This window comes from Enterobacter sp. kpr-6, assembly GCF_900116015.1.
Classification (GTDB): domain Bacteria; phylum Pseudomonadota; class Gammaproteobacteria; order Enterobacterales; family Enterobacteriaceae; genus Enterobacter_D.
This window is the reverse complement of sequence record NZ_FOYH01000002.1, coordinates 745,580-769,684: the sequence shown is the minus strand read 5'-3', so window position 1 is coordinate 769,684 and position 24,105 is coordinate 745,580. Positions and strand designations below refer to the sequence as shown.

Below are 24,105 nucleotides of genomic sequence, written 5' to 3'. Positions count from 1 at the left end.
TCAATTCCACGGGATCAGGTGGCGTTTAAAGTGTGCGGGCATTTTACGGGAAGGTTACATTACTGTAAACATGAACGGCGCATTGTCAGCGGGCTGTTGCCGGGTTCTGCCGAACATGTCACACAGAATGCAACAATCTGTAAAAATTCGCGATCGCCTAAGTAAAGCCTGGGTTAGAACAAAAAACCACAATTCAGAAAATAGAGGTGGTTAATTGGTATAACCATTCAGCAATAAAACATTTGATTAACATTAATTCAGCAATTATTGAACATTACCGGAAATAAATAATTGATAACTGTGCTGAATCGTTTAAGAGTAGTCAGTAATTTATACCGCACAAAATAATTAAAGAAAATTAAGATTGATGCGATGAATAAGAAATAGAACAGCGTGCTTATTATTTCAGCAAAATAATCACTGTGAGTAATTACATTGCTGTTTTTTTACCCTTAACGGTTTGATAATTCAGTCGCAAATGACACTGAGCAGTTTACCCAAACGATGGAATGATTAGGTTATGACAGGAAATATTACCCCTCTTATTGGTATAGATTTAGGAACTTCTAACAGCGCGCTGGCCTGGTTTCATGATGGCGAATCGCAGCTTATCGCTGGCGCTGAAGGTGAAAGACTGACCCCGTCAGTCGTGGGTCTGGACGATGACGGGCATATTCTGGTCGGCGCGGCGGCTAAAGCGCGACTGGTCAGTCATCCGCATCTGACGGTGGCCAGCTTTAAGCGTTACATGGGCACCGACAAAACCTGGACGCTCGGCACCCGCCGCTTTCGCGCCGAAGAACTTTCCGCGCTGGTGCTGCGTAAACTGAAAGCCGATGCGGAAGTGGCGTTTGGTCATGAGGTCACCCGCGCGGTGATCACCGTCCCGGCTTATTTCAACGATGTGCAGCGTAAAGCGGTGAAAGCGGCTGGTCAGCTGGCGGGTTTACAGGTTGAACGCCTGCTTAACGAGCCGACTGCGGCGGCGCTGGCTTATGGCCTCGCGGATAACCGCGAGCAAAAATTCCTGATTTTCGATCTGGGCGGCGGCACCTTTGACGTGTCGATTGTCGATATGTTCGAAGGCGTGATCGAAGTGCGGGCCAGCAGCGGTGACGCCTGGCTCGGCGGCGATGATTTTACCCATGCACTGCGTCAATGGATGCTCAGCATTCACCCGGTTCTGAGCGACAGCCCTCCCGAACAGCAGGCGCGTTTAACCCAGCTTGCCGAGGCGCTGAAACATCAGTTAAGCCAGCAGGATGTGGCCCGTGCGCAGATGATGCACCAGGGCGAGGAGCTTCACTGGGAACTGAACGAAGAGACTTTTGGTGAGCTTGCCGCCGGTCTGTTATCCCGGCTGAAAAAGCCGGTGGTGCAGGCGCTTCAGGATGCGCAGTTTGATGTAGGATTGCTCGATCACGTGATTCTGGTGGGCGGCGCGACGCGGATGCCCATCGTGCGCCAACTGGCGACCCGCATGTTCAGCCGTTTTCCCCGTAATGAACTGAATCCCGATGAAGTCGTGGCGCTGGGCGCGGGCGTGCAGGCCGGGCTGATTGCTGACGATCACGCGCTGGAAGACATTGTGCTGACGGACGTGATGCCCTATTCGCTGGGTGTGGAAGTGGCCCGGCGCGACGGTAATCGCATCGATGAGGGGTATTTCTTACCGCTTATTGAGCGTAACGCCTTTGTGCCGGTGAGTGTGGTGCGCACCGTCAGCACCCTGCAAGACAACCAGCGTCAGCTTGATATCTCGGTGTTTCAGGGCGAAGCCCGCCGGGTGAGCGATAACTTACTGCTCGACAGCATCAAAATTGATATCCCGCCACGCAAGGCCGGAGAGGTGAATCTCGACGTGCGTTTCACCTATACCCTCGACGGCATTCTCGAAGTGGAGTGCAAAATTCAGGGTGAGAATACGGCCTCGACGCTGATTATCGAAAAAGCGCCCGGTTCGCTGAGTGAAGAGGAGATCGCCGTGCGCCTTTCCCAGCTAAATGAACTGAAGCAGCACCCGCGCGATGTGCCTGCGAACCGTCTGCTGCTGGCACAGGCCTCCGCACGTTACGAGCAAACCCTCGGCGAACGGCGTCAGCTTATCGATCACTACGTCAGCCAGTTCGAGCGCGCGCTGGAGTCGCAGGATCTGCGCCAGATTGCCGCTGCGCGCGATGGGCTAAGCCAGCTACTCAACCAGTTTGACGATGGGATGTAAGGGATAACACGATGTGGGAAATCCTTGGTATTGAACCGACGACGGACGAGGGCGCGATCCGTAAGGCTTACGCCCGTGAGTTGAAACTTCATCGCCCGGATAAAGATCCGCAGGGCTATCAGCAACTGCGGGAGGCCTTCGATGAAGCCCGCCGCTATGCCGCATACCACGCTGAAGAAGAGACGCCTCACGAGGTGAGCGTGACGTTTTCTTACGTGCCGGAAACAGACGTCGCGCAGCCATTCCGCGAGCCGGAGGGCTTGCAGCCTGATGCCGTGTTAAATGAACCGCTCTGGAACTATGACGGCCTGCGTCACGATGCGTACGCTCACGCCCAGGCGCTGATGGAAAATGAAGTGGTGGCGCTTAAGGCGATTGAGCGCTATCTGGATCATGAGCTACCGGACGCGCTTGAGGCCCGGCGCATTTATAGCGTGGCGCTGGCGGAAGCGCTCAGCGAGCAGCCTGGCCTTGGACGCAGTCTGGTAAACAACGTCTCGGCGCTGATGAACTGGGAGCTGGATTCCATCCACACTCCGCAGTTACCGGCGTGGATTATTGATGCGCTGGAAGCGCAGATTGATACCACTTTTGCAGAGCATTACTGGCAGACGCTCGCTTTGCAGGGGCAGGAAGGCCGCTATGCGCAACTGAAATGGCGGCTGTTAAGCGGTAACGATGCGGCGCTACCCTGGTGGACACGACTGGTGCCCGACTTGCTGATGACGCTAAAAAATGAAGTGATCACCCTGCGCTGGCGCTATCCGCAGCTTTTGGACCGCGTGAATCCGGCGCTGGTTAACGCCGCCTTCGGTCAGACATGGGCGCTGAGCTGGACGTTGCTGATTGGGCTCTGGTTCTGGGGATATTCCGCCTGGATTGCGGGGCAGGAGTCGCTCACCATGGCGGCGCAGTCGTTGCTGTTGGTCGCGGTAATCGCTTTTTATCTCTGTGTTTATCCACGTTTAGTCGAACGGGCTGACGACGGGGGGAAAATGGCGAAATTCGCCCTGGCAGGTTTATGGCCGCTGGCGTGGGCCATTATCGCCGTGCCCATCTGGCATCTGTTAAGTCTGGCGCACCATGTGCAGCCCATCGAAAAAGGCCCGGCGCGGGTGTGCATGGCGATCGCGATTCTGGCGTATCCGCTTTACTGGACGATGAAGGTGCAGGGCCACAACTGGCTGGTCAGGCCGGGTAATGTGGTGCGCAACGTCTTTATGCTGCCAATCCGGCTTATTCGTGAGCAAAACATGGTGGTGAAATTTTTCGGCCTCTTTTTCACCCCGATCCTGATGGCGCTGTTAATTCAGATGGCGTACTACGTTGAGTAAAAACATTCACCCGCCTACACCAGGCGGGTTTTTCGCAGTGCCAGGTAATCAAGCACACCGCCATAAACAATGCCGACAAGCGCAAGTAGTGCGCCCCATTCCAGTAGTTGCAGGCCGAAAGCCCAGGCGGTGAGGCCGGTGGCATTCAGGATCAGAATCACCAGCCATGCGGCGATCAACGCGCAGCCCACCGCCAGCACGCGCAGGGCCAGCCGGTACGCCGGGGCAAACTCGGTACGTGGGATAAAGCGATCGGTCTGCTGAGTAAATTCCAGCGTCTGTTTGCAGACCAGTAACAACACCAGGCCGGGAAGTCCGGCAAACACCGAGAAAAGATAGAAGGTTGACCAGCCCCAGGTTTCCACAAACCAGCCTGCCAGCGGCCCGACGTAAACACGTCCGACGGCGGAGAGGGCGGAGAGCAGCGCAAACTGGGTGGCAGAAAAAGATTTATTACACAGCGTCATCAGCAGGGCGACGAACGCCGCCGTGCCCATCCCGCCGCACAGGTTCTCGAAAAAGACCGCCGCCGCCATGCTGTAGATGCTTTTATCCGTTACCGACAGCCACCAGTAACCGGCGTTGGAAACAGCCTGCAGCACGCCGAAAATCAGCAGGGCGCGAAACAGCGTCAGGCGCTGCATCAGCACGCCGCCATACAGCGCGCCAATAATAGTGGCGATAAGCCCCAGCGATTTATTCACCACGCCGACATCGCCAGCGTCAAAACCTACGCCACGGATCAGGAAGGTGGTGGTCAGCGTCATGGCAAAGGCATCACCGAGCTTATAAAGGACGATGAGCAGCAGGATAAGCCAGGCATTATTGCGCCCAAAGAAATCGCGCAGGGGGGCGGCGACCGCCTGTTCAAGCGACTTCGGCACCGGGATCGCATCGGTCGGTTCAGGTGCCAGCAGAGTGGCGATAATACAGGGGATAAGAAACGCCGCCATCAGCCAGTACATGCCCTGCCAGCCCAGCCACCGGTCGGCCAGCCACAGCGCCAGCCCGCCGGATACCAGCATCCCCAGGCGATAGCCGAGAACACTGATCGCTGCGCCCGCACCGCGCTCTTCGGCAGACAGCACATCGGTTTTCCAGGCGTCGAAGACAATATCCTGCGAGGCCGAACAGAAGGCGATCACCACCGCCAGCGCCGCCATCCAGCGTAACTGACTCCCCGGCTCCAGAAAGCCCATACCGGCAATGGCGAGCAGCAATAAGCACTGGGTAGCCAGCAGCCAGCCGCGGCGACGACCTAAAAACGGCGGGGTGTAGCGGTCCATCACCGGCGACCATAAAAACTTAAAAACATACGCCTGACCGACCAGCGAAAAGAAGCCGATGGTTTTCAGATCGATGTTTTCAACGGTCATCCACGCCTGAAGCGTGCCGGAGGTGAGTGCCAGAGGTAAACCGGAGGCGAAACCCAGAATCAGCAGGATAGCCGATTTAGGTTGCTGAAAAATGCGCAGGTAGTGGTTTGACATGATAGTGCGCTGGCCCGGTTAAACGGGCCAGCAGACAGGCATTAACGCGCGTTTTGCTTGATAAATTCGTGAATACTGACGTCCTGAGACATATCCGCGATGGTATCGGTCAACACGCTGTTAACTGCGTTAGCGATATTTTTGTTGGACGCCTGTAATGCGCCTTCAACGGAGTAGCTTGCGCGATAGTTTTTGGTCATCTTGTTACCGTTTGCAGCGGTGGCGATGATAGCGATATCGGCTTTGGTGGCAATGTTGTAGCGCACGTTGCCCTGGGACACGTCCGCGTACAGTTGATTAACGATGATTTGCAGGTTAACCACACCGTTCGGGCCAACCATGTAACCGCGTGCGGTCATCTGTTTTTCCAGTACTTCTTGCAGAAGGAAACGCAGATCGCGGGAGGCGGTCAGCGTCACGAGCTGGTTGTCACGGGTCACTTTTGCCAGCGCCTGATCCTGACGCTGATCGGCACCGTTAATGCTTACGGTGACACCCATCAGGCTCGGATCCTGCTGCGGTAAAGTCATTTGCGGAGATACATCAATAGTTGTCGGCGGTGTGGCACAACCTGCCAGCATAAACAGGGCTACCAGCGGGAAAAACAGTTTTTTTAACATGTGGAGGCTCTCAAAAGATCTTAAGCGGATATAGAGAATAATTCTCGCCATCATAACATTGCCATTGGCCCGTACAACCCGGCAATGCATGTAAATTCATCGCCTTGTCTTTTTTTTGCGCGCATGATCCTTATTTTGTCGCGTTTGCCGTTGTTGCGTGATCAGTATGCGTGTGAGGTTCACACCTTTGAATGAGAAAGAGAGACGAAAGCTAAATATTTGTTGTCTTCGTGTTATGGAGACGGTAAAAGCGGCTAACATTTAAAGGGATGGGGCAGCCCTGAACGTTGTCGGAGGAAGAATTTCATGATGATGCGCGATCAAATCGAATCAAAATTAAGGGCAGCGTTTGAACCCGTGTTTCTCGAAGTGACCGATGAAAGTTATCGTCACAATGTTCCCGCTGGGTCAGAAAGCCATTTTAAAGTCGTACTGGTAAGCGATCGCTTCGCTGGCGAACGTTTTTTGAATCGTCATCGTATGATTTACAGTACTTTAACCAACGAACTCTCAACCACGGTGCACGCGCTGGCGCTGCATACCTATACCATTAAAGAATGGGAAGGGCTGCAGGACACGATTTTTGCTTCACCGCCGTGCCGGGGTGCAGGCACCATCGCATAAAATCACATTTGCAACTGCTGGAACTTTTCCAGTATGTTGCGTACAGAATTATGTAAAACGGCCTGCGGGCCGTTTTGTTTTGCCTGAGTTTTGTACGTTTTGTCCCAAATTCAGACAAAAATTTGCCGGGAATTGTGAAAAGTGCCGCGCGTGCACGCAATAACCGTTCTCGACTCATAAAAGTGATGCCGCTATAATGCTGCGTCTTATTTTTCGGAATGTCTTCGGGATGATTCTGGCGACAGGGAATGTGAATCTGCAGTAAGAGAGCATCCCGGGATTGCGAGGCAAATTCAGAGTTGACCGAGCACTGTGATTTTTTTGAGGTAACAAGATGCAAGTTTCAGTTGAAACCACTCAAGGCCTTGGCCGCCGTGTAACGATCACCATCGCTGCTGACAGCATCGAAACCGCTGTGAAAAGCGAGCTGGTCAACGTAGCGAAAAAAGTACGCATCGACGGCTTCCGCAAGGGAAAAGTACCGATGACTGTTGTTGCTCAACGTTATGGCGCATCTGTTCGCCAGGACGTTCTGGGCGAGCTGATGAGCCGCAACTTTGTTGATGCGATCATCCAGGAAAAAATCAATCCGGCTGGCGCACCGAACTATGTTCCGGGCGAATACAAACTGGGCGAAGACTTCACCTACGCGGTTGAGTTCGAAGTGTACCCGGAAGTGACCCTGAACGGTCTGGACGCGATCGAAGTTGAAAAACCGGTTGTTGAAGTGACCGAAGCTGACGTTGATGGCATGCTGGACACTCTGCGTAAGCAGCAGGCGACCTGGAAAGAAAAAGACGGCGCAGTTGACGCGGAAGACCGCGTGACCGTTGACTTCACCGGTTCTGTTGACGGCGAAGAGTTTGAAGGCGGTAAGGCGTCTGACTTCGTACTGGCAATGGGCCAGGGTCGTATGATCCCAGGCTTCGAAGACGGTATCAAAGGCCACAAAGCGGGCGAAGAATTCACCATCGACGTGACCTTCCCGGAAGAATACCACGCTGAAAACCTGAAAGGTAAAGCCGCGAAGTTCGTTATCAACCTGAAGAAAGTTGAAGAGCGCGAACTGCCAGAGCTGACCGAAGAGTTCATCAAACGTTTCGGCGTTGAAGATGGTTCTGTTGAAGGTCTGCGCGCTGAAGTGCGTAAAAACATGGATCGCGAGCTGAAAGGCGCTGTGCGTAACCGCGTTAAAACTCAGGCTATCGACGGTCTGGTGAAAGCGAATGAAATCGACGTACCGGCTGCACTGATCGACAGCGAAATCGACGTTCTGCGTCGCCAGGCTGCACAGCGTTTCGGCGGCAACGAGAAACAAGCGCTGGAACTGCCGCGTGAACTGTTCGAAGAACAAGCTAAACGCCGCGTTGTTGTTGGCCTGCTGCTGGGCGAAGTGATTCGTACCCACGAGCTGAAAGCTGACGAAGCACGCGTTAATACGCTGATCGAAGAAATGGCATCTGCCTACGAAGATCCGAAAGAAGTGATCGAGTTCTACAGCAAAAATAAAGAGCTGATGGACAACATGCGTAACGTTGCGCTGGAAGAGCAGGCTGTTGAAGCTGTGCTTGAGAAAGCGAAAGTGACTGAAAAAGCCACTTCTTTCAACGAGCTGATGAACCAGCAAGCGTAAGTTTCACTTCTACGTATCAAGCGTAACCGTCAAGCCCGTCACCTTTCGGTGGCGGGCTTTTTTTATGGCCTTGTCGCTATCAGAAGAGTGCTAAAAGCGCGTTTCAGTGTTAGCGTTAAGCCAAAAGGTTGTTATGCTTGAAATAAGGCGAAGCCATCCCCATTACTGGGGGTAACTAACAGAAATGCCCCTTACTGATCTTCAGTCCTGGTGGTCGTAGTCAGACCAGTCATACTAAAGTAGAATCGGTACAGCAGGTTTTTTAATTTTTATCCAGGAGACGGACATGTCATACAGCGGCGAACGAGATAACTTTGCACCCCATATGGCCCTGGTGCCAATGGTTATTGAACAGACCTCACGTGGTGAGCGCTCATTTGATATCTATTCCCGTCTTCTCAAGGAACGCGTCATTTTCATGACCGGTCAGGTCGAAGACCACATGGCAAACCTGATCGTGGCGCAGATGCTGTTTCTGGAAGCGGAAAACCCGGAAAAAGACATTTACCTGTATATTAACTCGCCAGGCGGCGTGATCACTGCCGGGATGTCCATTTACGACACCATGCAGTTTATCAAACCTGACGTCAGCACCATTTGTATGGGGCAGGCGTGCTCAATGGGCGCATTCCTGTTGACCGCTGGCGCTAAAGGTAAGCGTTTCTGCTTGCCGAACTCGCGCGTTATGATTCACCAGCCGTTGGGTGGCTATCAGGGCCAGGCGACGGATATCGAAATTCACGCGCGTGAAATCCTGAAAGTGAAAGGGCGCATGAATGAACTTATGGCGCACCATACGGGTCAATCTTTAGAACAAATTGAACGCGATACCGAGCGTGACCGTTTCCTCTCTGCTGCTGAGGCGGTGGAGTACGGTCTGGTTGACTCAATTTTGACCCATCGTAATTAATGCTCAGGCCGGACGAGTCCCGCTATAATATGTACGAGCGGCACTACGCTTGTTAGCGTTTTGCGCCTGGAATGGCATTTGCGTCGTCGTGTGCGGCACAAAGAACAGAAAAGAGGTTTTGACTCATGACAGATAAACGCAAAGATGGTTCGGGCAAACTGTTGTACTGCTCTTTCTGCGGCAAAAGCCAGCATGAAGTGCGTAAGCTCATTGCCGGGCCGTCCGTGTATATCTGCGACGAATGTGTTGATTTGTGTAATGACATCATTCGCGAAGAGATTAAAGAAGTTGCGCCGCACCGCGAGCGCAGCGCACTCCCGACGCCGCATGAAATTCGCCATCACCTGGATGATTATGTCATTGGTCAGGAACAGGCCAAAAAAGTGCTGGCGGTTGCGGTTTACAACCACTACAAACGTCTGCGTAACGGCGATAGCAGTAATGGCGTCGAGTTAGGCAAAAGTAACATTCTGCTGATTGGGCCGACCGGTTCCGGTAAAACGTTGCTGGCTGAAACGCTGGCACGCCTGCTGGATGTGCCGTTCACCATGGCGGATGCGACTACCCTGACCGAAGCGGGTTACGTCGGTGAAGACGTTGAAAACATCATCCAGAAACTGCTGCAAAAATGTGATTACGATGTGCAGAAGGCGCAGCGTGGTATCGTTTATATCGATGAAATCGACAAGATTTCACGTAAATCCGATAACCCGTCGATCACCCGTGACGTTTCTGGTGAAGGTGTTCAGCAGGCCCTGCTGAAGCTGATTGAAGGCACGGTCGCTGCCGTTCCGCCGCAAGGTGGACGTAAGCATCCGCAGCAGGAATTCTTGCAGGTTGATACCTCCAAGATCCTCTTTATCTGTGGCGGTGCGTTTGCCGGCCTCGATAAAGTGATCTCCCACCGTGTAGAAACCGGTTCCGGCATCGGTTTTGGCGCAACGGTAAAAGCGAAGTCTGAAAAACCGCAGGAAGGCGAACTGCTGGCGCAAGTTGAACCGGAAGATTTGATCAAATTTGGTCTGATCCCTGAGTTCATCGGTCGTCTGCCGGTTGTTGCTACGCTCAATGAACTGAGCGAAGACGCGCTGATTCAGATCCTGAAAGAGCCGAAAAATGCCCTGACCAAGCAGTATCAGGCGTTGTTCAACCTCGAAGGTGTGGATCTGGAGTTCCGTGACGAAGCGCTGGACGCTATCGCTAAAAAAGCGATGGCCCGTAAAACCGGTGCTCGTGGTCTGCGTTCTATCGTTGAAGCCGCACTACTCGACACCATGTACGATTTACCGTCCATGGAAGAAGTCGAAAAAGTGGTTATCGACGAGGCCGTTATCGCCGGTCAAACCAAACCTCTGCTGATCTATGGCAAACCGGAAGCTCAGCAGGCTTCTGGCGAATAATTAGCCAATTCATACAATCAGTTAATGAAAAAGGGGGGATTTTATCTCCCCTTTTGTTTTTTGCGTAAACACGGCGTTGAATGTGTGGGAAACATCCCCATATACTGACTTACATGTTATTGGTTGCGTGAAGCACAGTCATGCCACCGGATTACCTGGCGGACACTAAACTAAGAGAGAGCTCTATGAATCCTGAGCGTTCTGAACGCATTGAAATCCCCGTATTGCCATTGCGCGATGTGGTGGTTTATCCGCACATGGTCATACCCTTATTTGTAGGGCGGGAAAAATCTATCCGTTGCCTTGAAGCCGCTATGGATCATGATAAAAAAATCATGCTTGTGGCGCAGAAAGAAGCATCAACGGATGAGCCGGGTGTAAATGATCTTTTCACTGTCGGTACCGTGGCCTCTATTTTACAGATGCTCAAACTGCCGGACGGCACAGTTAAAGTGCTGGTCGAAGGCTTACAGCGCGCGCGCATTTCTGCACTGTCAGACAATGGTGAACATTTCTCTGCGAAGGCGGAGTATCTGGAATCACCGGCAATTGATGAACGCGAGCAGGAAGTGCTGGTGCGCACCGCGATTAGCCAGTTTGAAGGCTATATCAAGCTCAACAAAAAAATCCCACCGGAAGTTCTGACGTCGCTTAACAGCATCGACGATCCTGCACGTCTGGCTGACACCATCGCTGCGCACATGCCGCTGAAGCTGTCCGATAAGCAGTCCGTTTTAGAGATGTCCGACGTTAACGAGCGTCTGGAATATCTGATGGCGATGATGGAATCTGAAATCGATCTGCTCCAGGTTGAGAAGCGCATTCGCAACCGTGTCAAAAAGCAGATGGAAAAATCCCAGCGCGAGTACTATCTGAACGAGCAAATGAAAGCCATTCAGAAAGAGCTCGGCGAGATGGACGATGCGCCGGACGAAAACGAAGCGCTGAAGCGTAAAATCGACGCGGCAAAAATGCCGAAAGAGGCCAAAGAGAAAGCCGAAGCAGAATTGCAGAAGCTGAAAATGATGTCTCCGATGTCGGCAGAAGCAACCGTAGTGCGTGGTTACATCGAATGGATGATCCAGGTACCGTGGAACGCACGCAGCAAAGTGAAGAAAGATCTGCGTCAGGCGCAGGAAATTCTCGATACCGACCATTACGGTCTGGAGCGCGTCAAAGACCGCATCCTTGAGTACCTCGCGGTTCAGAGCCGCGTTAACAAACTCAAAGGGCCGATTCTGTGCTTGGTAGGGCCGCCGGGGGTGGGTAAAACCTCTCTGGGGCAGTCCATTGCACAAGCCACCGGACGTAAATACGTGCGTATGGCGCTGGGCGGCGTGCGTGACGAAGCGGAAATTCGCGGTCACCGCCGTACCTATATCGGTTCTATGCCGGGCAAACTGATTCAGAAGATGGCGAAAGTGGGCGTGAAAAACCCGCTGTTCCTGTTGGATGAAATCGACAAAATGTCGTCTGACATGCGCGGCGATCCGGCTTCTGCTCTGCTGGAAGTGCTGGATCCAGAACAGAACGTGGCGTTCAGCGATCACTATCTGGAAGTCGATTACGATCTCAGCGACGTCATGTTTGTTGCGACCTCGAACTCGATGAACATTCCGGCTCCATTGCTGGATCGTATGGAAGTGATCCGTCTGTCCGGTTACACCGAAGACGAAAAACTGAACATCGCTAAGCGCCACCTGCTGCCGAAGCAGATCGAGCGTAACGCCCTGAAAAAAGGCGAAATCTCGGTTGATGACAGCGCAATTATTGGCATCATCCGTTATTACACCCGTGAAGCGGGCGTGCGTAGCCTTGAGCGTGAAATCTCGAAACTGTGCCGTAAAGCGGTCAAGCAACTGCTGCTGGATAAAGAACTCAAGCACATCACCATTAATGGTGAAAACCTGAATGAGTTCCTCGGCGTGCAGCGCTTCGATTACGGCCGTGCGGATGATGAAAACCGCGTAGGGCAGGTGACCGGTCTGGCATGGACGGAAGTGGGCGGCGATCTGCTGACCATTGAAACCGCCTGTGTGCCGGGTAAAGGTAAGCTGACCTATACCGGCTCGCTCGGTGAAGTGATGCAGGAATCCATCCAGGCTGCGCTGACCGTGGTGCGCGCGCGTGCGGAGAAACTGGGCATTAACGCCGATTTCTACGAAAAACGCGACATTCACGTTCACGTTCCGGAAGGGGCGACGCCGAAAGACGGTCCGAGTGCAGGTATCGCCATGTGTACCGCGCTGGTGTCCTGCCTGACCGGTAACCCGGTGCGTGCAGACGTTGCGATGACCGGTGAGATCACCCTGCGTGGGCTGGTATTACCGATTGGTGGTTTGAAAGAAAAACTGCTGGCAGCGCATCGTGGCGGCATCAAAACGGTCCTGATCCCGGACGAGAACAAACGCGATCTGGAAGAGATCCCGGATAACGTGATTGCCGATCTGACGATCCATCCGGTGAAACGGATTGAGGAAGTTCTGACTCTTGCTCTGCAAAATGAACCCTCAGGGATGCAGGTCGTGAGCGCAAAATAGTGACCTCGCGCAAAGTGCATCAATAAAAATAAGGCTGGCAGGCCATTTCGGGCTTGCCAGCCTTTTTTTGTATAGCTAATTTAGATTGCTGGCGGGTTGTGTCATCATCAACTGGTGTTGTAAGGGCATGACAGGCCTGATATAACTGCTGCGCGGTCGCGTCGTGAAGGATTCAGGCGCGATATAAATTATAAAGAGAGGAAGAGAAGAGTGAATAAATCTCAACTGATAGACAAAATTGCTGCAGGGGCTGATATCTCTAAAGCTGCGGCTGGACGTGCGTTAGATGCATTAATTGCTTCTGTAACTGAATCTCTGCAAGCCGGGGACGACGTAGCGCTGGTAGGTTTTGGTACTTTTGCTGTTAAAGAGCGTGCTGCCCGTACTGGTCGCAACCCGCAAACAGGTAAAGAGATCACCATTGCTGCTGCAAAAGTTCCGGGTTTCCGCGCAGGTAAAGCGCTGAAAGACGCGGTAAACTGATCGCTTTCCTCTTAAGGAATGTGACAAAGTACAAGGGCGCATCATCAGATGTGCCTTTTTTATTTGTGATACCTGAATTTATAGACCTCGTGGGCTGACAATTGCCCCGGTTTCTTGTCACAATACGGACTCGCGCGCAGCAGCAGGAAGTGCAGTGTTGCGTAAGACCACAAGTTTCCTACAGCGGAGTGTTGTTACACCATGATGGACAATTTACGCACGGCAGCCAATAGCGTCGTGCTCAAAATCATTTTCGGTATCATTATCGTGTCGTTCATTCTGACGGGCGTGAGCGGCTACCTGATTGGCGGTAACTCCAACTACGCCGCAAAGGTAAATGACAAGGAAATCGGTCGCGGGCAATTTGAAAATGCTGTCGCCAGTGAGCGCAACCGCATGCAGCAGCAACTGGGCGATCAGTTCTCTGAACTTGCAGCGAATGAAAATTACATTAAGACGATGCGCCAGCAGGTGCTGAATCGTCTGATCGACGAAGCGCTGTTGGATCAGTACGCCAGAAAACTGAACCTCGGCATCAGCGATGAGCAGGTTAAAAAAGCGATTTTTGCGACCCCGGCTTTCCAGAATAACGGCAAGTTTGATAACACCCGTTATAACGCCCTCGTCAACCAGATGGGGATGACGGCCGACCAGTACGCGCAGGCGTTACGCAATCAGCTCACCACGCAACAACTGATCAACGCCGTTGCCGGCACCGACTTCATGCTCAAAGGTGAAACCGACGAACTGGCAGCGATGGTCGCTCAGCAGCGTGTTGTGCGCGCCGCGACCATTGATGTGAATGCGCTGGCGGCGAAGCAGACCGTGAGCGATCAGGAAATTACCAGCTACTACGAGCAGAATAAATCCCAGTTCATGTCGCCGGAACAGTTCCGCGTAAGCTACATCAAACTGGATGCAGCCAGCATGCAGCAGGATGCAAGCGACGCTGAAATCCAGGCGTACTACGATCAGCATCAGGATCAGTTCACTCAGCCGCAGCGTAACCGCTACAGCGTCATTCAGACTAAAACCGAAGCGGAAGCGAAAGCCGTTCTCGACGCCCTGAATAAAGGCGGCGATTTTGCCGTGCTGGCAAAAGAGAAATCATCCGACATTATTTCTGCCCGTAACGGCGGCGATATGGGCTGGCTGGAAGAGAGCACCACCCCGGAAGAGCTGAAAAACGCCGGTCTGAAAGAGAAAGGTCAACTTTCTGGCGTGATCACATCAAGCGTAGGCTTTTTGGTCGCGCGCCTGACGGACATAGAGCCTGCTAAAGTTAAACCGCTGGCAGAAGTCCGTGACGATCTGGCCGCGAAAGTGAAGCAGGAGAAAGCGCTGGATGCCTACTACGCCCTGCAACAGAAAGTCAGCGAAGCGGCCAGCAACGATAACGTCTCGCTGGTGGGTGCAGAGCAGGCAGCAGGCGTGAAAGCGGTTGAGACGGGCTGGTTTGGCCGTGACAATCTGCCGGAAGAGCTGAACTTTAAACCGGTTTCTGATGCCATCTTCAACGGTGGGCTGATTGGCGAGAACGGCACGCCTGGCAGCAACTCTGACATTATCACCGTCGATGGCGATCGTGCCTTTGTGGTCCGTGTCAGCGAGCATAAACCGGAAGCGGTGAAGCCGCTGGACGCGGTCAAAGCGCAGGTGACCGATATCGTGAAGCACAACAAAGCGCAACAGCAGGCTAAACTGGATGCTGACAAAATGCTGGCCGAACTGAAAGCCGGCAAAGACGACGCGTTCAAAGCGGCAGGTCTGAGCTTCGGTGAAGCTAAAACGCTGACGCGTACCGCTCAGGACCCACTGACTCAGGCGACCTTTGCGCTGGCGCTGCCTGCCAAAGACAAGCCGGTTTACGGGGTTGCCAACGATGCGCAGGGCAACGTCGTGCTGCTGGCGCTTGATGAAGTGAAAGCGGGTACGATGCCGGACGATCAGAAGAAAGCGATGGTGCAGGGCATTACACAAAATAATGCACAAATCACCTTCGAAGCGCTGATGAACAACCTGCGTAAAGAAGCCAAAATCAAAACGGGCGACATCATCGATCCTCAGCAATAACGAGGCGTCTCGCACATTTTTGTAACCCGATGCAATATTCAAAGGCCGCTTTCGCGGCCTTTTCCATTTCTGAAAGTTGCCATTTGAACGGCTATCCCGGCGTCGCTATCGTGACCGTGCTGTCAACAAACAAGGAGATAACAGCATGAAACGTGGAATCAAAGCGCTTTTAATCACCCTGACCCTCACCTGTGCGGGCGCAAGCTACAGCGCGCTGGCGGTACCGGCTGCGGCAAAATCCCCGGCGGTTCAAAGCAAAGCAGAGGCAAAATCGGATACCCAGGCAAAAGCATCGGAACCGGCTAAAACAGTAGACGATGAAAGCACCAGGGTTAGCATCAACACCGCTTCAGCCGAAGAGCTGGCCAGGGTCATGAACGGCGTGGGGCTTAAAAAAGCGCAGGCGATTGTGAGCTATCGTGATGAGTATGGTCCGTTCAAAACCATTGAAGATCTGAAACAGGTGCCGGGAATGGGCACCTCTTTGGTAGAACGTAATCTCGATCACCTGACTTTATAACGTTTGCACTTGCGCAGTAGCTAAATTTTGCCAGGATAATGAGGTCATACCAGTTATGACCTCTGTTCCTAAAACATAATAAAGGTTACCGCGCTATGCAGACTCAAATCAAAGTTCGGGGTTTTCATCTCGATGTTTATCAACACGTTAATAACGCCCGCTATCTCGAATTTCTCGAAGAGGCGCGCTGGGACGGGCTGGAGAATAGCGACAGCTTTCAGTGGATGACGGAGCACAACATCGCTTTTGTGGTGGTGAACATTAATATCAACTACCGCCGCCCGGCGGTGCTTGGCGATCTGCTGACGGTAACCAGCAAGCTCTCACAGCTTAACGGTAAAAGCGGAGTGCTCAGTCAGGTGGTGACCCTGGAGCCAGAAGGTGAAGTGGTGGCTGACGCGCTGATAACCTTTGTTTGCATCGATCTGAAAACCCAGAAAGCGCTGCCGCTGGAAGGGGAGTTGCGCGAAAAGCTGGACGCGATGGTGGAGTAAATTTCCCCTCACCCTAACCCTCTCCCCCATGGGAGAGGGGATAGCCCGAGTACAGCCCCGGTTTTCCCCCTCTCCCTGATGGAGAGGGCCAGTCCGGGTACATTCCCGCTTTTCCCCGCTCCCTTGAGAGGAGCCGTCCCGCTTTTCCCCCTCTCCCTCAGGGAGAGGGCCGGGGTGAGGGTGGAAAGGTGCACGAAGATAATATTAAAGCCCGGTCTTCTTCTTCATCGCCGCCATCACCCCAACCTTATCCGCCAGATAGTGATTCAGCCCGTTCGCACGCAGATTACACGCGGCGCATTGCCCGCAGCCATCGCCCTTAATCCCGTTGTAGCAGGTGAGCGTCTCGTTACGCACCAGTTCCAGTTGCCCCCAGTGATCCGCCAGCGCCCAGGTTTCGGCTTTATCCAGCCACATCAGCGGCGTTTCGAAGCGGATATCCTTCGCCATGCCCAGACTCACCGCATGATGCAGCGCTTTGACAAACTCATCCCGGCAATCCGGATAGCCGGAAAAATCGGTTTCGCACACGCCGGTAATGATCGCCTCGGCCTGCACCTGATACGCGTAAATAGCGGTCAGGGTTAAAAACAGAATATTGCGCCCCGGCACGAAGGTGTTCGGAATGCCGGAGGCGTCAGGTTCATAATCCGGCACCGGGATGCTGTCGCGGGTCAGGCTGCTAACGGCCAGTTCGTTAAGCAGGGTAACGTCCAGCACCTTGTGCGCACGCGCGCCGAGTTTGTGCGCCAGCTCGCGCGCTACGTCAATTTCCGCACGGTGGCGTTGACCGTAATCGAAGGTGACGCAGTGCACTTCGTCATACTGCTGTAATGCCTGCACCAGACAGGTGGTGGAGTCCTGGCCTCCGCTAAAGACGACGACGGCACGTTTCATAATTCTTCCTGCGATTTCAGTAAAAACGCTATGGTAGCGTCTGACGGCTTACGCGACCAGCTCCTTCACGCCTCCGGGGCGGGCAACCAGGCTTCGCTGAAATCAAACCAGCCGCGGGTGTTCAGACGGATCCCCTGCACGCCCGGCGGGGCGCTGATCTGATAGTGATAATTAAACAGCGGCGTCAGCACCGCGTCTTCCATCAGCGCGCTGAAGACATCCTGCAAACCGGTGCAGCGGGATTGCTCATCCGGCTGGCGCTGCACTGCGTCGAGCGTCGCCTGTAGATGCGCAAATTGCGGCGCGCGAAGTAAATTTGGCCACAGCGCATCACAGCGCAGCCACTGTTCAAGAGTGTACTCCGGCGCTTCGCCAATCAACCGATCCCCCATCATCACATCCGCCGTTGCCAGCGCGTCGCAGCCTTCCCAGTTTTTGGCATCGTGAAAAATCAGCGTCAGTTCACAGCCCAGCGTGGCGAGATGGCGTTGAAGCTGTTCGGCCATGGTGTGCAGTTCAAGGGGAAGATGGTAGAGCAGCGTTAACCGCGCAGGCAGCGCGACCGTTTCCTCCTCAACCCAGTGCGGCATCGCCCAGCCGGGGAGCAGTTCCCGGCTTGGGGTGATCAGATTTTCATCAAGCGGCAGCGTCTGCAAAAGACCGCTGTGGTGAATGATCTGCACCAGCCGACGGGCCTGTGCCCGGCTTAGCGTTTCGCCCGTGCGCAGCGCCATATAGCAAAATCCCAGGCTGATGCTGTTACTCACCTGACGCAGATGAGTGAGTTCTTCCGGCTCGCCAATCGCAATTTGCACCGGGTGGCGACAACTGGTGCCGAGATCCTGCTCGAAAAGCTGCGGCGTGATCCAGTACTCCACCGCTTTAAGCAGCGGGTGGCTGAGATGGTAATAGTCGTGACTTTCGAGGCGAACCAGTTCCGGGCTAAACGCAGCCAGTCGAAACGGCCCGGTTCCTACCAGCGGATCCTGGGGATGGGCCAGACGGCTGCCGTAGCTGGCGAGGCGGTGCGCCAGCCAGTAATCCGGCTGATGCAGGGTAAAGGTCAGGCACTGCGCATGGGTCACCGCGACCTCCTGCACGCTGTTTAGCAACTTGCGCAGATCCGGCAGGGCGAGAAGCTGTAACAGCCGCGCCTGAAGCTGGCAGGCGTCCACCGCGTCGCCATTGTGCCAGTGCAGCGTGGCGCGCAGATGAAAACGCCAGCGTAAACCGTCCGGGGAAACGTCCCAGTGGTGCGCCAGATCGCTTTGCGGCAGGCGGTTGTCGGTGATAAAGCGCGTTAACCCGGAAAAGATCTGCCCGGCCAGATGCTGTTCGGCCCGCCCCGGCAGAAAACCGGGCTGGAGCGGTTCCAGCGGGCGGTAATACGGAATGCGCAGCGTCGGCGTATCGTTTTGCCACTGCCCGCCGAGAAAAGGATGCAACAGCGTGCGCAGCGCGTCGGGCGGCAGTTGCGCCAGCGCGAGGGCGCTGTGCTGATGCCCTTCGCTGAGCGCATCTTCCAGCATCGCATTGCGCACGGAGTCGGGCGTGACGTGAAAGCGTAGCTCGCCGCGTTTACCGCGCCCGGACTTCGCCTGCCAGCCGATCCACCCGGCGGTTTCCATCTGGCGCAAAAGAGTACGCATATGCCGGTCGCTGCAAAAGCAGCGTTCAGCCAGATCCGCCACGCAGGTCTGCACCGGCGCGCCTTCGGAAAGCTGCCACAGGCGCTGATATTGATTAAGACGATTTAACTGGCGCATAAACCCGGAACAATAATCCTGAAGTATTCACTATTACTTCCGTATATCTCAGGCAATACTGGAGCACAAGTTAACCACATCACAGAACAGAGAGAATCATGGCGCGACTGGCTGCATTTGATATGGACGGCACTTTGCTGATGCCCGACCACCGTTTGGGTGAGCAAACTGTTGCGACGCTGCGGCAATTACGCGATCGCGACATCACGCTGGCGTTTGCCACCGGCCGTCATGCGCTGGAGATGCGCCATCTGCTGGGCCTGCTGACGCTGGATGCGTTTCTGATCACCGGCAACGGCACGCGGATCCACTCCCTTGAAGGGGATCTGTTGCACAGCCAGGATCTCAGCCCGGATGTGGCTCATCAGGTGCTGCACAGCAAATGGGATACCGACGCCAGCGTGCACGTATTTAACGACAGCGGCTGGCTGACTGATTACGACGATCCCCGCATTCTGGCGTTTCACAGCTACAGCGGGTTTCGCTATCAGGTGGTCGATCTCAAGCGCCTGAGCGCTCACGACGTGACCAAAATCTGTTTCTGCGGCGAACACGAGGATCTCAACCGCCTGCGCGTGCAGTTAAATGAGGCGCTGGGCGAGCGGGCGCACATCTGTTTTTCAGCGTTTAACTGCCTTGAAGTGCTGCCCGTGGGCTGTAACAAAGGTTCGGCGCTGACGATTTTAAGCGGGCAACTGGGCATTACGATGCAGGAGTGCATGGCCTTTGGCGATGCGATGAATGACCATGAAATGCTCGCCGCCGTCGGACGCGGGATGATTATGGGCAACGCCATGCCACAACTTATCGCCGCGCTTCCCCACTTACCGGTTATCGGACATTGCCAGAATCAGGCGGTGTCGCATTATTTGACTCATTGGCTGACCGATCCAACTCTTCCTTATTCCCCCGAATAACGAGCTTTGTCAGCAAGCCGGGTTAATCCCGGCTTTTTTTATTTCACTGACACGTTCCGAACAGGAGGCCGGACGCTTAGTCAGCAATACGCACCTTTCCGGTGAAATCCTGCGGTGTATAGCCCGTTGTTTTAAAGCCTTTATCTGTGATGATGTGATCAATCTCATTTAAGGTTGCGATGCACATCACCCCGTCCTGACCAAACTTTGTATGGTCGGCGAGAATCACTGATTTTTTACTCATGGCAATCATGGCCCTGGCAACATACGCTTCCTCAAAACTTTTCACCAGCACGCCGTGTTGCGGAGAAATACCGCCCGCACCGATAAAGCAGATATCGGCGTGAATCGTATTTATTTGCTGGCAAACCGAGACACCAAGATTGGCGCGAAAATGGTAATCATACTCCCCGCCTAATATATACACGCGAGCCTCAATGTTGTGCTCTTTAATTTTATCGGCAATTAATGCGGAGTTGGTAATAACGGAGAAGGCAAGTGGAGGTAATTTTTCAGCCAGAATGAGATTAGTCGTGCAAGAGTCAATAAACAGCGTGTCGCGTTCGCTAACCATACTGGCAGCAAGTTTGCCAATCGCCATTTTCTCTTCGCGATGCGCTTCAATTCTCGCGCCAAATGCATCTTCCTGGACTACCTGTTTTTTAACCGCGCCGCCATGGATTTTGGTGATTTGCCCTTCAGATTCCAGTAAAGAGAGATCGCGGCGGATGGTTTCTGAGGTAACTTTGAGCGTTTCCGATAACTTAATAACGGTCACTTCACCGAATTTGTTTAATTCATCAAGAATATGTTTTCTTCTTTTAATCGGGTTCATTATTTTCCGCCAGGGTCGAGCTTTGGCGCATGTTAACTGGATGCGCAGAGCAACGCAACCACTCCAGCGCGCAGACGATACCTTCATCATCATTCGTCGTGGTTACATACGCGGCCTGTTGTTTTATTGCATCCGGCGCGTTACCCATAGCGATGCCGATTCCGGCTGCGGCAAACATACTGATATCGTTCTGCTGGTCGCCAATCGCCGCAACTTTTTCAGAGGGAATATTGAATTGATGAATTATTTCATTAACAGCATAGCCTTTATTTATTTCTGTTCTTTGGATATCGATATAATTCTCTCCGGTGGTAGTCGCAACATAGCCGTCAGGCAGCTTATTATTCACCTCGATGCAAAGGGCTTCTGTTTTATTTTTTTCGGCAACCAGCGTTATTTTATAAATGTCCTCGCGATTAAATATCCTTCCTTGTTCGGCGGTAACAAGCGGTAACTCAAATAAACTGGCCTCATAGGTCGTCCAGGGGGCAATAAGTCGATCGTTACGATGGTAAATCGCCTGCGCGCTAAAAAAATGATGATGATAACGGGAGAGAGAAATATGCCGATCAATATTCCGGAGATCCATGCAGGAGAGCGCGGCAGTATGAATAATACGTTGCGGTGTCATCTCCAGAATTTGCCCGCCATTAAAACCGGCGCACCAGCCAAACAACATATCAACCTGCTGCTGCTGTAACAGGCGCACCATGGAGGAAACCGGCCTGGCGGAACAGGCTGCCAGCAGACCGCCACGCTGACGGAACTCAGCCAGCGCCTGACGTGTGCGCGGGCTAATTATCTTCTGCGATGTCAGTAACGTTCCATCCAGATCGGTAACCAGTAACATCTCTCTTTCCCCCGGTATTAACGCGTGATAAATGGTGTGACGGCCTCTTTGGCGGCGTTGCAGACCATATTGTCGATCGCCGTACCGACGACGAGAATATTGACTCCGGTATCTTTAAACGCTTTGGCGTTGGCGAGGTTAATACCGCCTTCTGCCAGCGTCGGTACATCTACTGCGCCAACCAGCGCCCGCAGGCGATCTTTAATGGCCTGCGGAATGTCGCCTGCTGCTACGCCTTCATAGCTCATACCGGTCATCAGGCCGATCATATCGACGCCAATTTCCTGCATCCGCTTCGCCACGCTGGCCACTTCTTCTGGCGTACGGGCAGGGATACCGAAGGTATGCAGATCGTCCGGATGACCAATATACGCGTCAACGGTCAAGCCGTATTGATGGGCGAGATTAACGATATCCTGCAGATCGTCCCAATCGGATTTGTGAGTGTGTAAACCATCCGCCCCGGCGCGTGCAATCTCCAGCATCTCCGTTTCGCTGAGCGGTACTGGCAACGTTTCAGTAAAGCCACCCGCGATACCCACCGTAATGAAAATATCGTCAGGCACCACGTTACGCACACCCTGTACCGCTTCAGCCATCTGGTCGTTGGTGATCTCATGACGGATCTGCTCCGCCGCATGCATGTTGCTCACGCCTTTATGTCCACGTGCCAGCGCCAGTGCAGGATGATTTGGTTCCAGTAGCTTAACGCCCGCCTCGCACACTGCTTTCGCCAGACGCGCATCGTCACCGGTGATCCCTGTGCTGAGGATGGTTTGCCCGCCGTGAAGCGCAATGGCATCTTTCACTTTCTGTAACGCTTTGGCGCGTTTTTTATTCATATCGCCTTTAAACATGGTTTACCTCTGGTGTTGGTGTATTTATTAACGGGCTGACGCGGCAGGTTCACTCTGTACGACAGCCTTAAATCGGTTTGCAATAATGGTGGTAATGCAGGTCATCGCCATTACAGTTACCATCACGATGGCCATCTGAAGTGCATTACTGGATAAGAACGGTGAGGCGAAAGCAGGAACATAGGCCACACCTTTAACATTAAAGAAGCCCAGCATCATGCCGCCCATTCCGGCCCAGAAAATGGCGGAGCCAAAGACAATTTTGTTGGCGAACATGAAGGGGTAGGCGGATTCAACGAAGGTGCCGAAGCCGAGGTTGATGAGCAGACCCGGCGTGGCGACGGCGGCTTCGCTTTTTTCACGCGGAGCGATGACGTTAGCAAGATTAATCCCTGCGGCGACCATCACCAGACCCACCATATCGACTGCGCCAAGGAAACTGACACCGGATTTCTCCATCTCCAGCAGGACTAGCGGCAGGATAACCGCGTGATAGACGCCGCCCAGAATGGCGGGCCAAATAACCAGCCCCGCCAGCAGTCCGGCAAGAACAGGGCTAAATGCCAGCGTACTTTCGATAGCCAGCTTAATGTAATTGCCCGCCGACAGCGCCAGAGGACTTAGCAGATAGTGCATAATCAACCCGGCGGCAAGGCCTGAGACTCCGCCCGCAACAATGTTTACGGTGGTCATTGGGAAGCGCCAGTTCAGGCACAGCTCGAAGAACCAGCGAACGAAAATACCGGCCATTAAACCGCCGATAATTCCGCCGATCAGACCGCCCTCAACGGAGAGCACCCCGGCGACGACCCCGGCAACAATAGAGACTTCATCCAGTTCGGAAATCTGTTTTGCCGCCAGCACCGCCACTAACACCGGCAAGCCTTTCAGCAGGATTTCAAAGATATCATTAAGTTTTTCCAGCCCCGGAATGTGGCTTAGGGCGAGCACAATCGCCATGGCGATAAAGCCGGGCAGCGCGGGGATCATGATGCTGCGAATATTAAAGCGTTTGAGCAGACTTCTTCCGGAGCCGCCCTGGGAGGGGGAAGAGCTACCCAACTGCGGCTTGTACTTGATACCCCAATGTTTACACAAGGAGGCGACAAAGGAGACGGCGCGGGTACGGCTGGTGGTGCCCGTTGTCCCTGAAGTGGCGACAATATTCGCCCCTTTTGCGGCCACCAGCGCCATTGAAGTCCCTCCGGTGCCGACGATCGGTGTTTTCATCTCAACGGCAGCGGTAAAGACATCGTGATTAGCTTTTCCCGGATCGGCGCTCATGACGACGATCCCGTCGATCTCACCGTTGCGGATCATCTGAGCAATCTGGCGATCGCTTTCAACCACTGAAGTGTTCACCTCTGAAAGCTTGCCCTGAAATATACGTTGTGGTTTTAGTTGGTTTTCTGTGGTTAACGCATACACGGATGCCGGAGTATCGGGTTTGGCGACGTCCATCGAAGCTTCCGCTGCGATAAACTGTACGGCGGCAACTTCGACGCCTGCGGCTTCACATTGCTGATAAATCTCCTGGAGTAACTTCTCTGGCTCTGCGCCACCCAGGTTGTAGAGGTTGCCTCCACTGCTTCCAATAATCGCAATTTTTTTCATAGCGGCCTCAAAGGTCGGGTAAGGGTT

Annotated in this window: 20 protein-coding genes; 12 read left to right on the top strand and 8 right to left on the bottom strand. The window is 53.7% G+C overall.

The genetic code is table 11. The annotated features are described in order from the left end of the window. Positions 1-520: 520 nt before the first annotated feature. Positions 521-2,221, top strand: coding sequence for a molecular chaperone HscC (locus BM373_RS08360; protein WP_090460950.1), 1,701 nt, complete (start codon positions 521-523; stop codon positions 2,219-2,221). An 11-nt stretch (positions 2,222-2,232) separates the two neighbouring features. Continuing rightward, entirely contained in the window at positions 2,233-3,555 is a 1,323-nt protein-coding gene (locus BM373_RS08355) for a J domain-containing protein (RefSeq protein WP_090460949.1), read from the top strand. Positions 3,556-3,569: 14 nt separating this feature from the next. On the opposite strand, the gene ampG is transcribed toward BM373_RS08355, so the two are convergent. Beyond that, positions 3,570-5,045: a muropeptide MFS transporter AmpG gene (ampG, locus tag BM373_RS08350; RefSeq protein ID WP_090460948.1), complete on the bottom strand. Its 1,476-nt coding sequence runs from the start codon at positions 5,043-5,045 to the stop codon at positions 3,570-3,572. Between the two features lie 41 nt (positions 5,046-5,086). After that, complete coding sequence (locus BM373_RS08345; RefSeq protein ID WP_090461093.1) at positions 5,087-5,665, bottom strand: lipoprotein; 579 nt, start codon at positions 5,663-5,665, stop codon at positions 5,087-5,089. 306 nt (positions 5,666-5,971) lie between these two features. Here BM373_RS08345 and bolA point away from each other — a divergent pair, with 306 nt between their 5' ends. The 9 genes from bolA to BM373_RS08290 all read left to right on the top strand — a co-directional run bounded on the left by bolA (position 5,972) and on the right by BM373_RS08290 (position 16,342). Further along, a complete protein-coding gene (bolA, locus tag BM373_RS08340; RefSeq protein WP_090460947.1) occupies positions 5,972-6,289 on the top strand; it encodes a transcriptional regulator BolA in 318 nt (105 codons plus the stop codon). 334 nt (positions 6,290-6,623) lie between these two features. After that, positions 6,624-7,922, top strand: coding sequence for a trigger factor (gene tig / locus BM373_RS08330; RefSeq protein WP_090460946.1), 1,299 nt, complete (start codon positions 6,624-6,626; stop codon positions 7,920-7,922). Between the two features lie 286 nt (positions 7,923-8,208). Continuing rightward, positions 8,209-8,832 carry an ATP-dependent Clp endopeptidase proteolytic subunit ClpP gene (clpP, locus tag BM373_RS08325; protein ID WP_090460945.1) on the top strand — a complete coding sequence of 208 codons (624 nt, stop codon included), beginning with the start codon at positions 8,209-8,211 and terminating at the stop codon, positions 8,830-8,832. A 125-nt stretch (positions 8,833-8,957) separates the two neighbouring features. Beyond that, entirely contained in the window at positions 8,958-10,232 is a 1,275-nt protein-coding gene (gene clpX / locus BM373_RS08320) for an ATP-dependent protease ATP-binding subunit ClpX (RefSeq protein WP_090460944.1), read from the top strand. 185 nt (positions 10,233-10,417) lie between these two features. Next, positions 10,418-12,772, top strand: a complete 2,355-nt coding sequence (lon, locus tag BM373_RS08315) for an endopeptidase La (protein WP_090460943.1) — start codon at positions 10,418-10,420, stop codon at positions 12,770-12,772. A gap of 210 nt (positions 12,773-12,982) precedes the next feature. Further along, positions 12,983-13,255, top strand: a complete 273-nt coding sequence (gene hupB / locus BM373_RS08310) for a nucleoid-associated protein HU-beta (RefSeq protein ID WP_002444653.1) — start codon at positions 12,983-12,985, stop codon at positions 13,253-13,255. Positions 13,256-13,456: 201 nt separating this feature from the next. Beyond that, positions 13,457-15,328 carry a peptidylprolyl isomerase gene (gene ppiD, locus BM373_RS08305; RefSeq protein WP_090460942.1) on the top strand — a complete coding sequence of 624 codons (1,872 nt, stop codon included), beginning with the start codon at positions 13,457-13,459 and terminating at the stop codon, positions 15,326-15,328. A 145-nt stretch (positions 15,329-15,473) separates the two neighbouring features. Then, complete coding sequence (locus BM373_RS08295) at positions 15,474-15,848, top strand: helix-hairpin-helix domain-containing protein (protein WP_090460940.1); 375 nt, start codon at positions 15,474-15,476, stop codon at positions 15,846-15,848. Positions 15,849-15,943: 95 nt separating this feature from the next. Beyond that, positions 15,944-16,342, top strand: coding sequence for a YbgC/FadM family acyl-CoA thioesterase (locus tag BM373_RS08290; protein ID WP_090460939.1), 399 nt, complete (start codon positions 15,944-15,946; stop codon positions 16,340-16,342). A gap of 204 nt (positions 16,343-16,546) precedes the next feature. On the opposite strand, the gene queC is transcribed toward BM373_RS08290, so the two are convergent. Both queC and BM373_RS08280 read right to left on the bottom strand, forming a co-directional pair. Then, positions 16,547-17,239, bottom strand: a complete 693-nt coding sequence (gene queC / locus BM373_RS08285) for a 7-cyano-7-deazaguanine synthase QueC (RefSeq protein WP_090460938.1) — start codon at positions 17,237-17,239, stop codon at positions 16,547-16,549. A gap of 65 nt (positions 17,240-17,304) precedes the next feature. After that, positions 17,305-19,005 carry an SgrR family transcriptional regulator gene (locus BM373_RS08280; RefSeq protein WP_090460937.1) on the bottom strand — a complete coding sequence of 567 codons (1,701 nt, stop codon included), beginning with the start codon at positions 19,003-19,005 and terminating at the stop codon, positions 17,305-17,307. A gap of 98 nt (positions 19,006-19,103) precedes the next feature. On the opposite strand from BM373_RS08280, the gene cof reads away from it, so the two are divergent. Next, positions 19,104-19,922 carry an HMP-PP phosphatase gene (gene cof / locus BM373_RS08275; RefSeq protein WP_090460936.1) on the top strand — a complete coding sequence of 273 codons (819 nt, stop codon included), beginning with the start codon at positions 19,104-19,106 and terminating at the stop codon, positions 19,920-19,922. Between the two features lie 76 nt (positions 19,923-19,998). Here cof and BM373_RS08270 read toward each other — a convergent pair whose 3' ends face one another. From BM373_RS08270 to BM373_RS08255, 4 genes are read right to left on the bottom strand one after another with little or no spacing between them, the layout of a single operon-like run. Further along, positions 19,999-20,757 carry a DeoR/GlpR family DNA-binding transcription regulator gene (locus BM373_RS08270; RefSeq protein WP_090460935.1) on the bottom strand — a complete coding sequence of 253 codons (759 nt, stop codon included), beginning with the start codon at positions 20,755-20,757 and terminating at the stop codon, positions 19,999-20,001. Further along, positions 20,744-21,607, bottom strand: a complete 864-nt coding sequence (locus tag BM373_RS08265; protein ID WP_090460934.1) for a Cof-type HAD-IIB family hydrolase — start codon at positions 21,605-21,607, stop codon at positions 20,744-20,746. The genes BM373_RS08270 and BM373_RS08265 overlap by 14 nt, the downstream gene beginning before the upstream one ends. Before the next feature lie 17 nt (positions 21,608-21,624). Next, a complete protein-coding gene (locus tag BM373_RS08260; RefSeq protein WP_090460933.1) occupies positions 21,625-22,464 on the bottom strand; it encodes a beta/alpha barrel domain-containing protein in 840 nt (279 codons plus the stop codon). 27 nt (positions 22,465-22,491) lie between these two features. Then, a complete protein-coding gene (locus tag BM373_RS08255) occupies positions 22,492-24,078 on the bottom strand; it encodes a PTS sugar transporter (protein ID WP_090460932.1) in 1,587 nt (528 codons plus the stop codon). Positions 24,079-24,105: the final 27 nt, after the last annotated feature.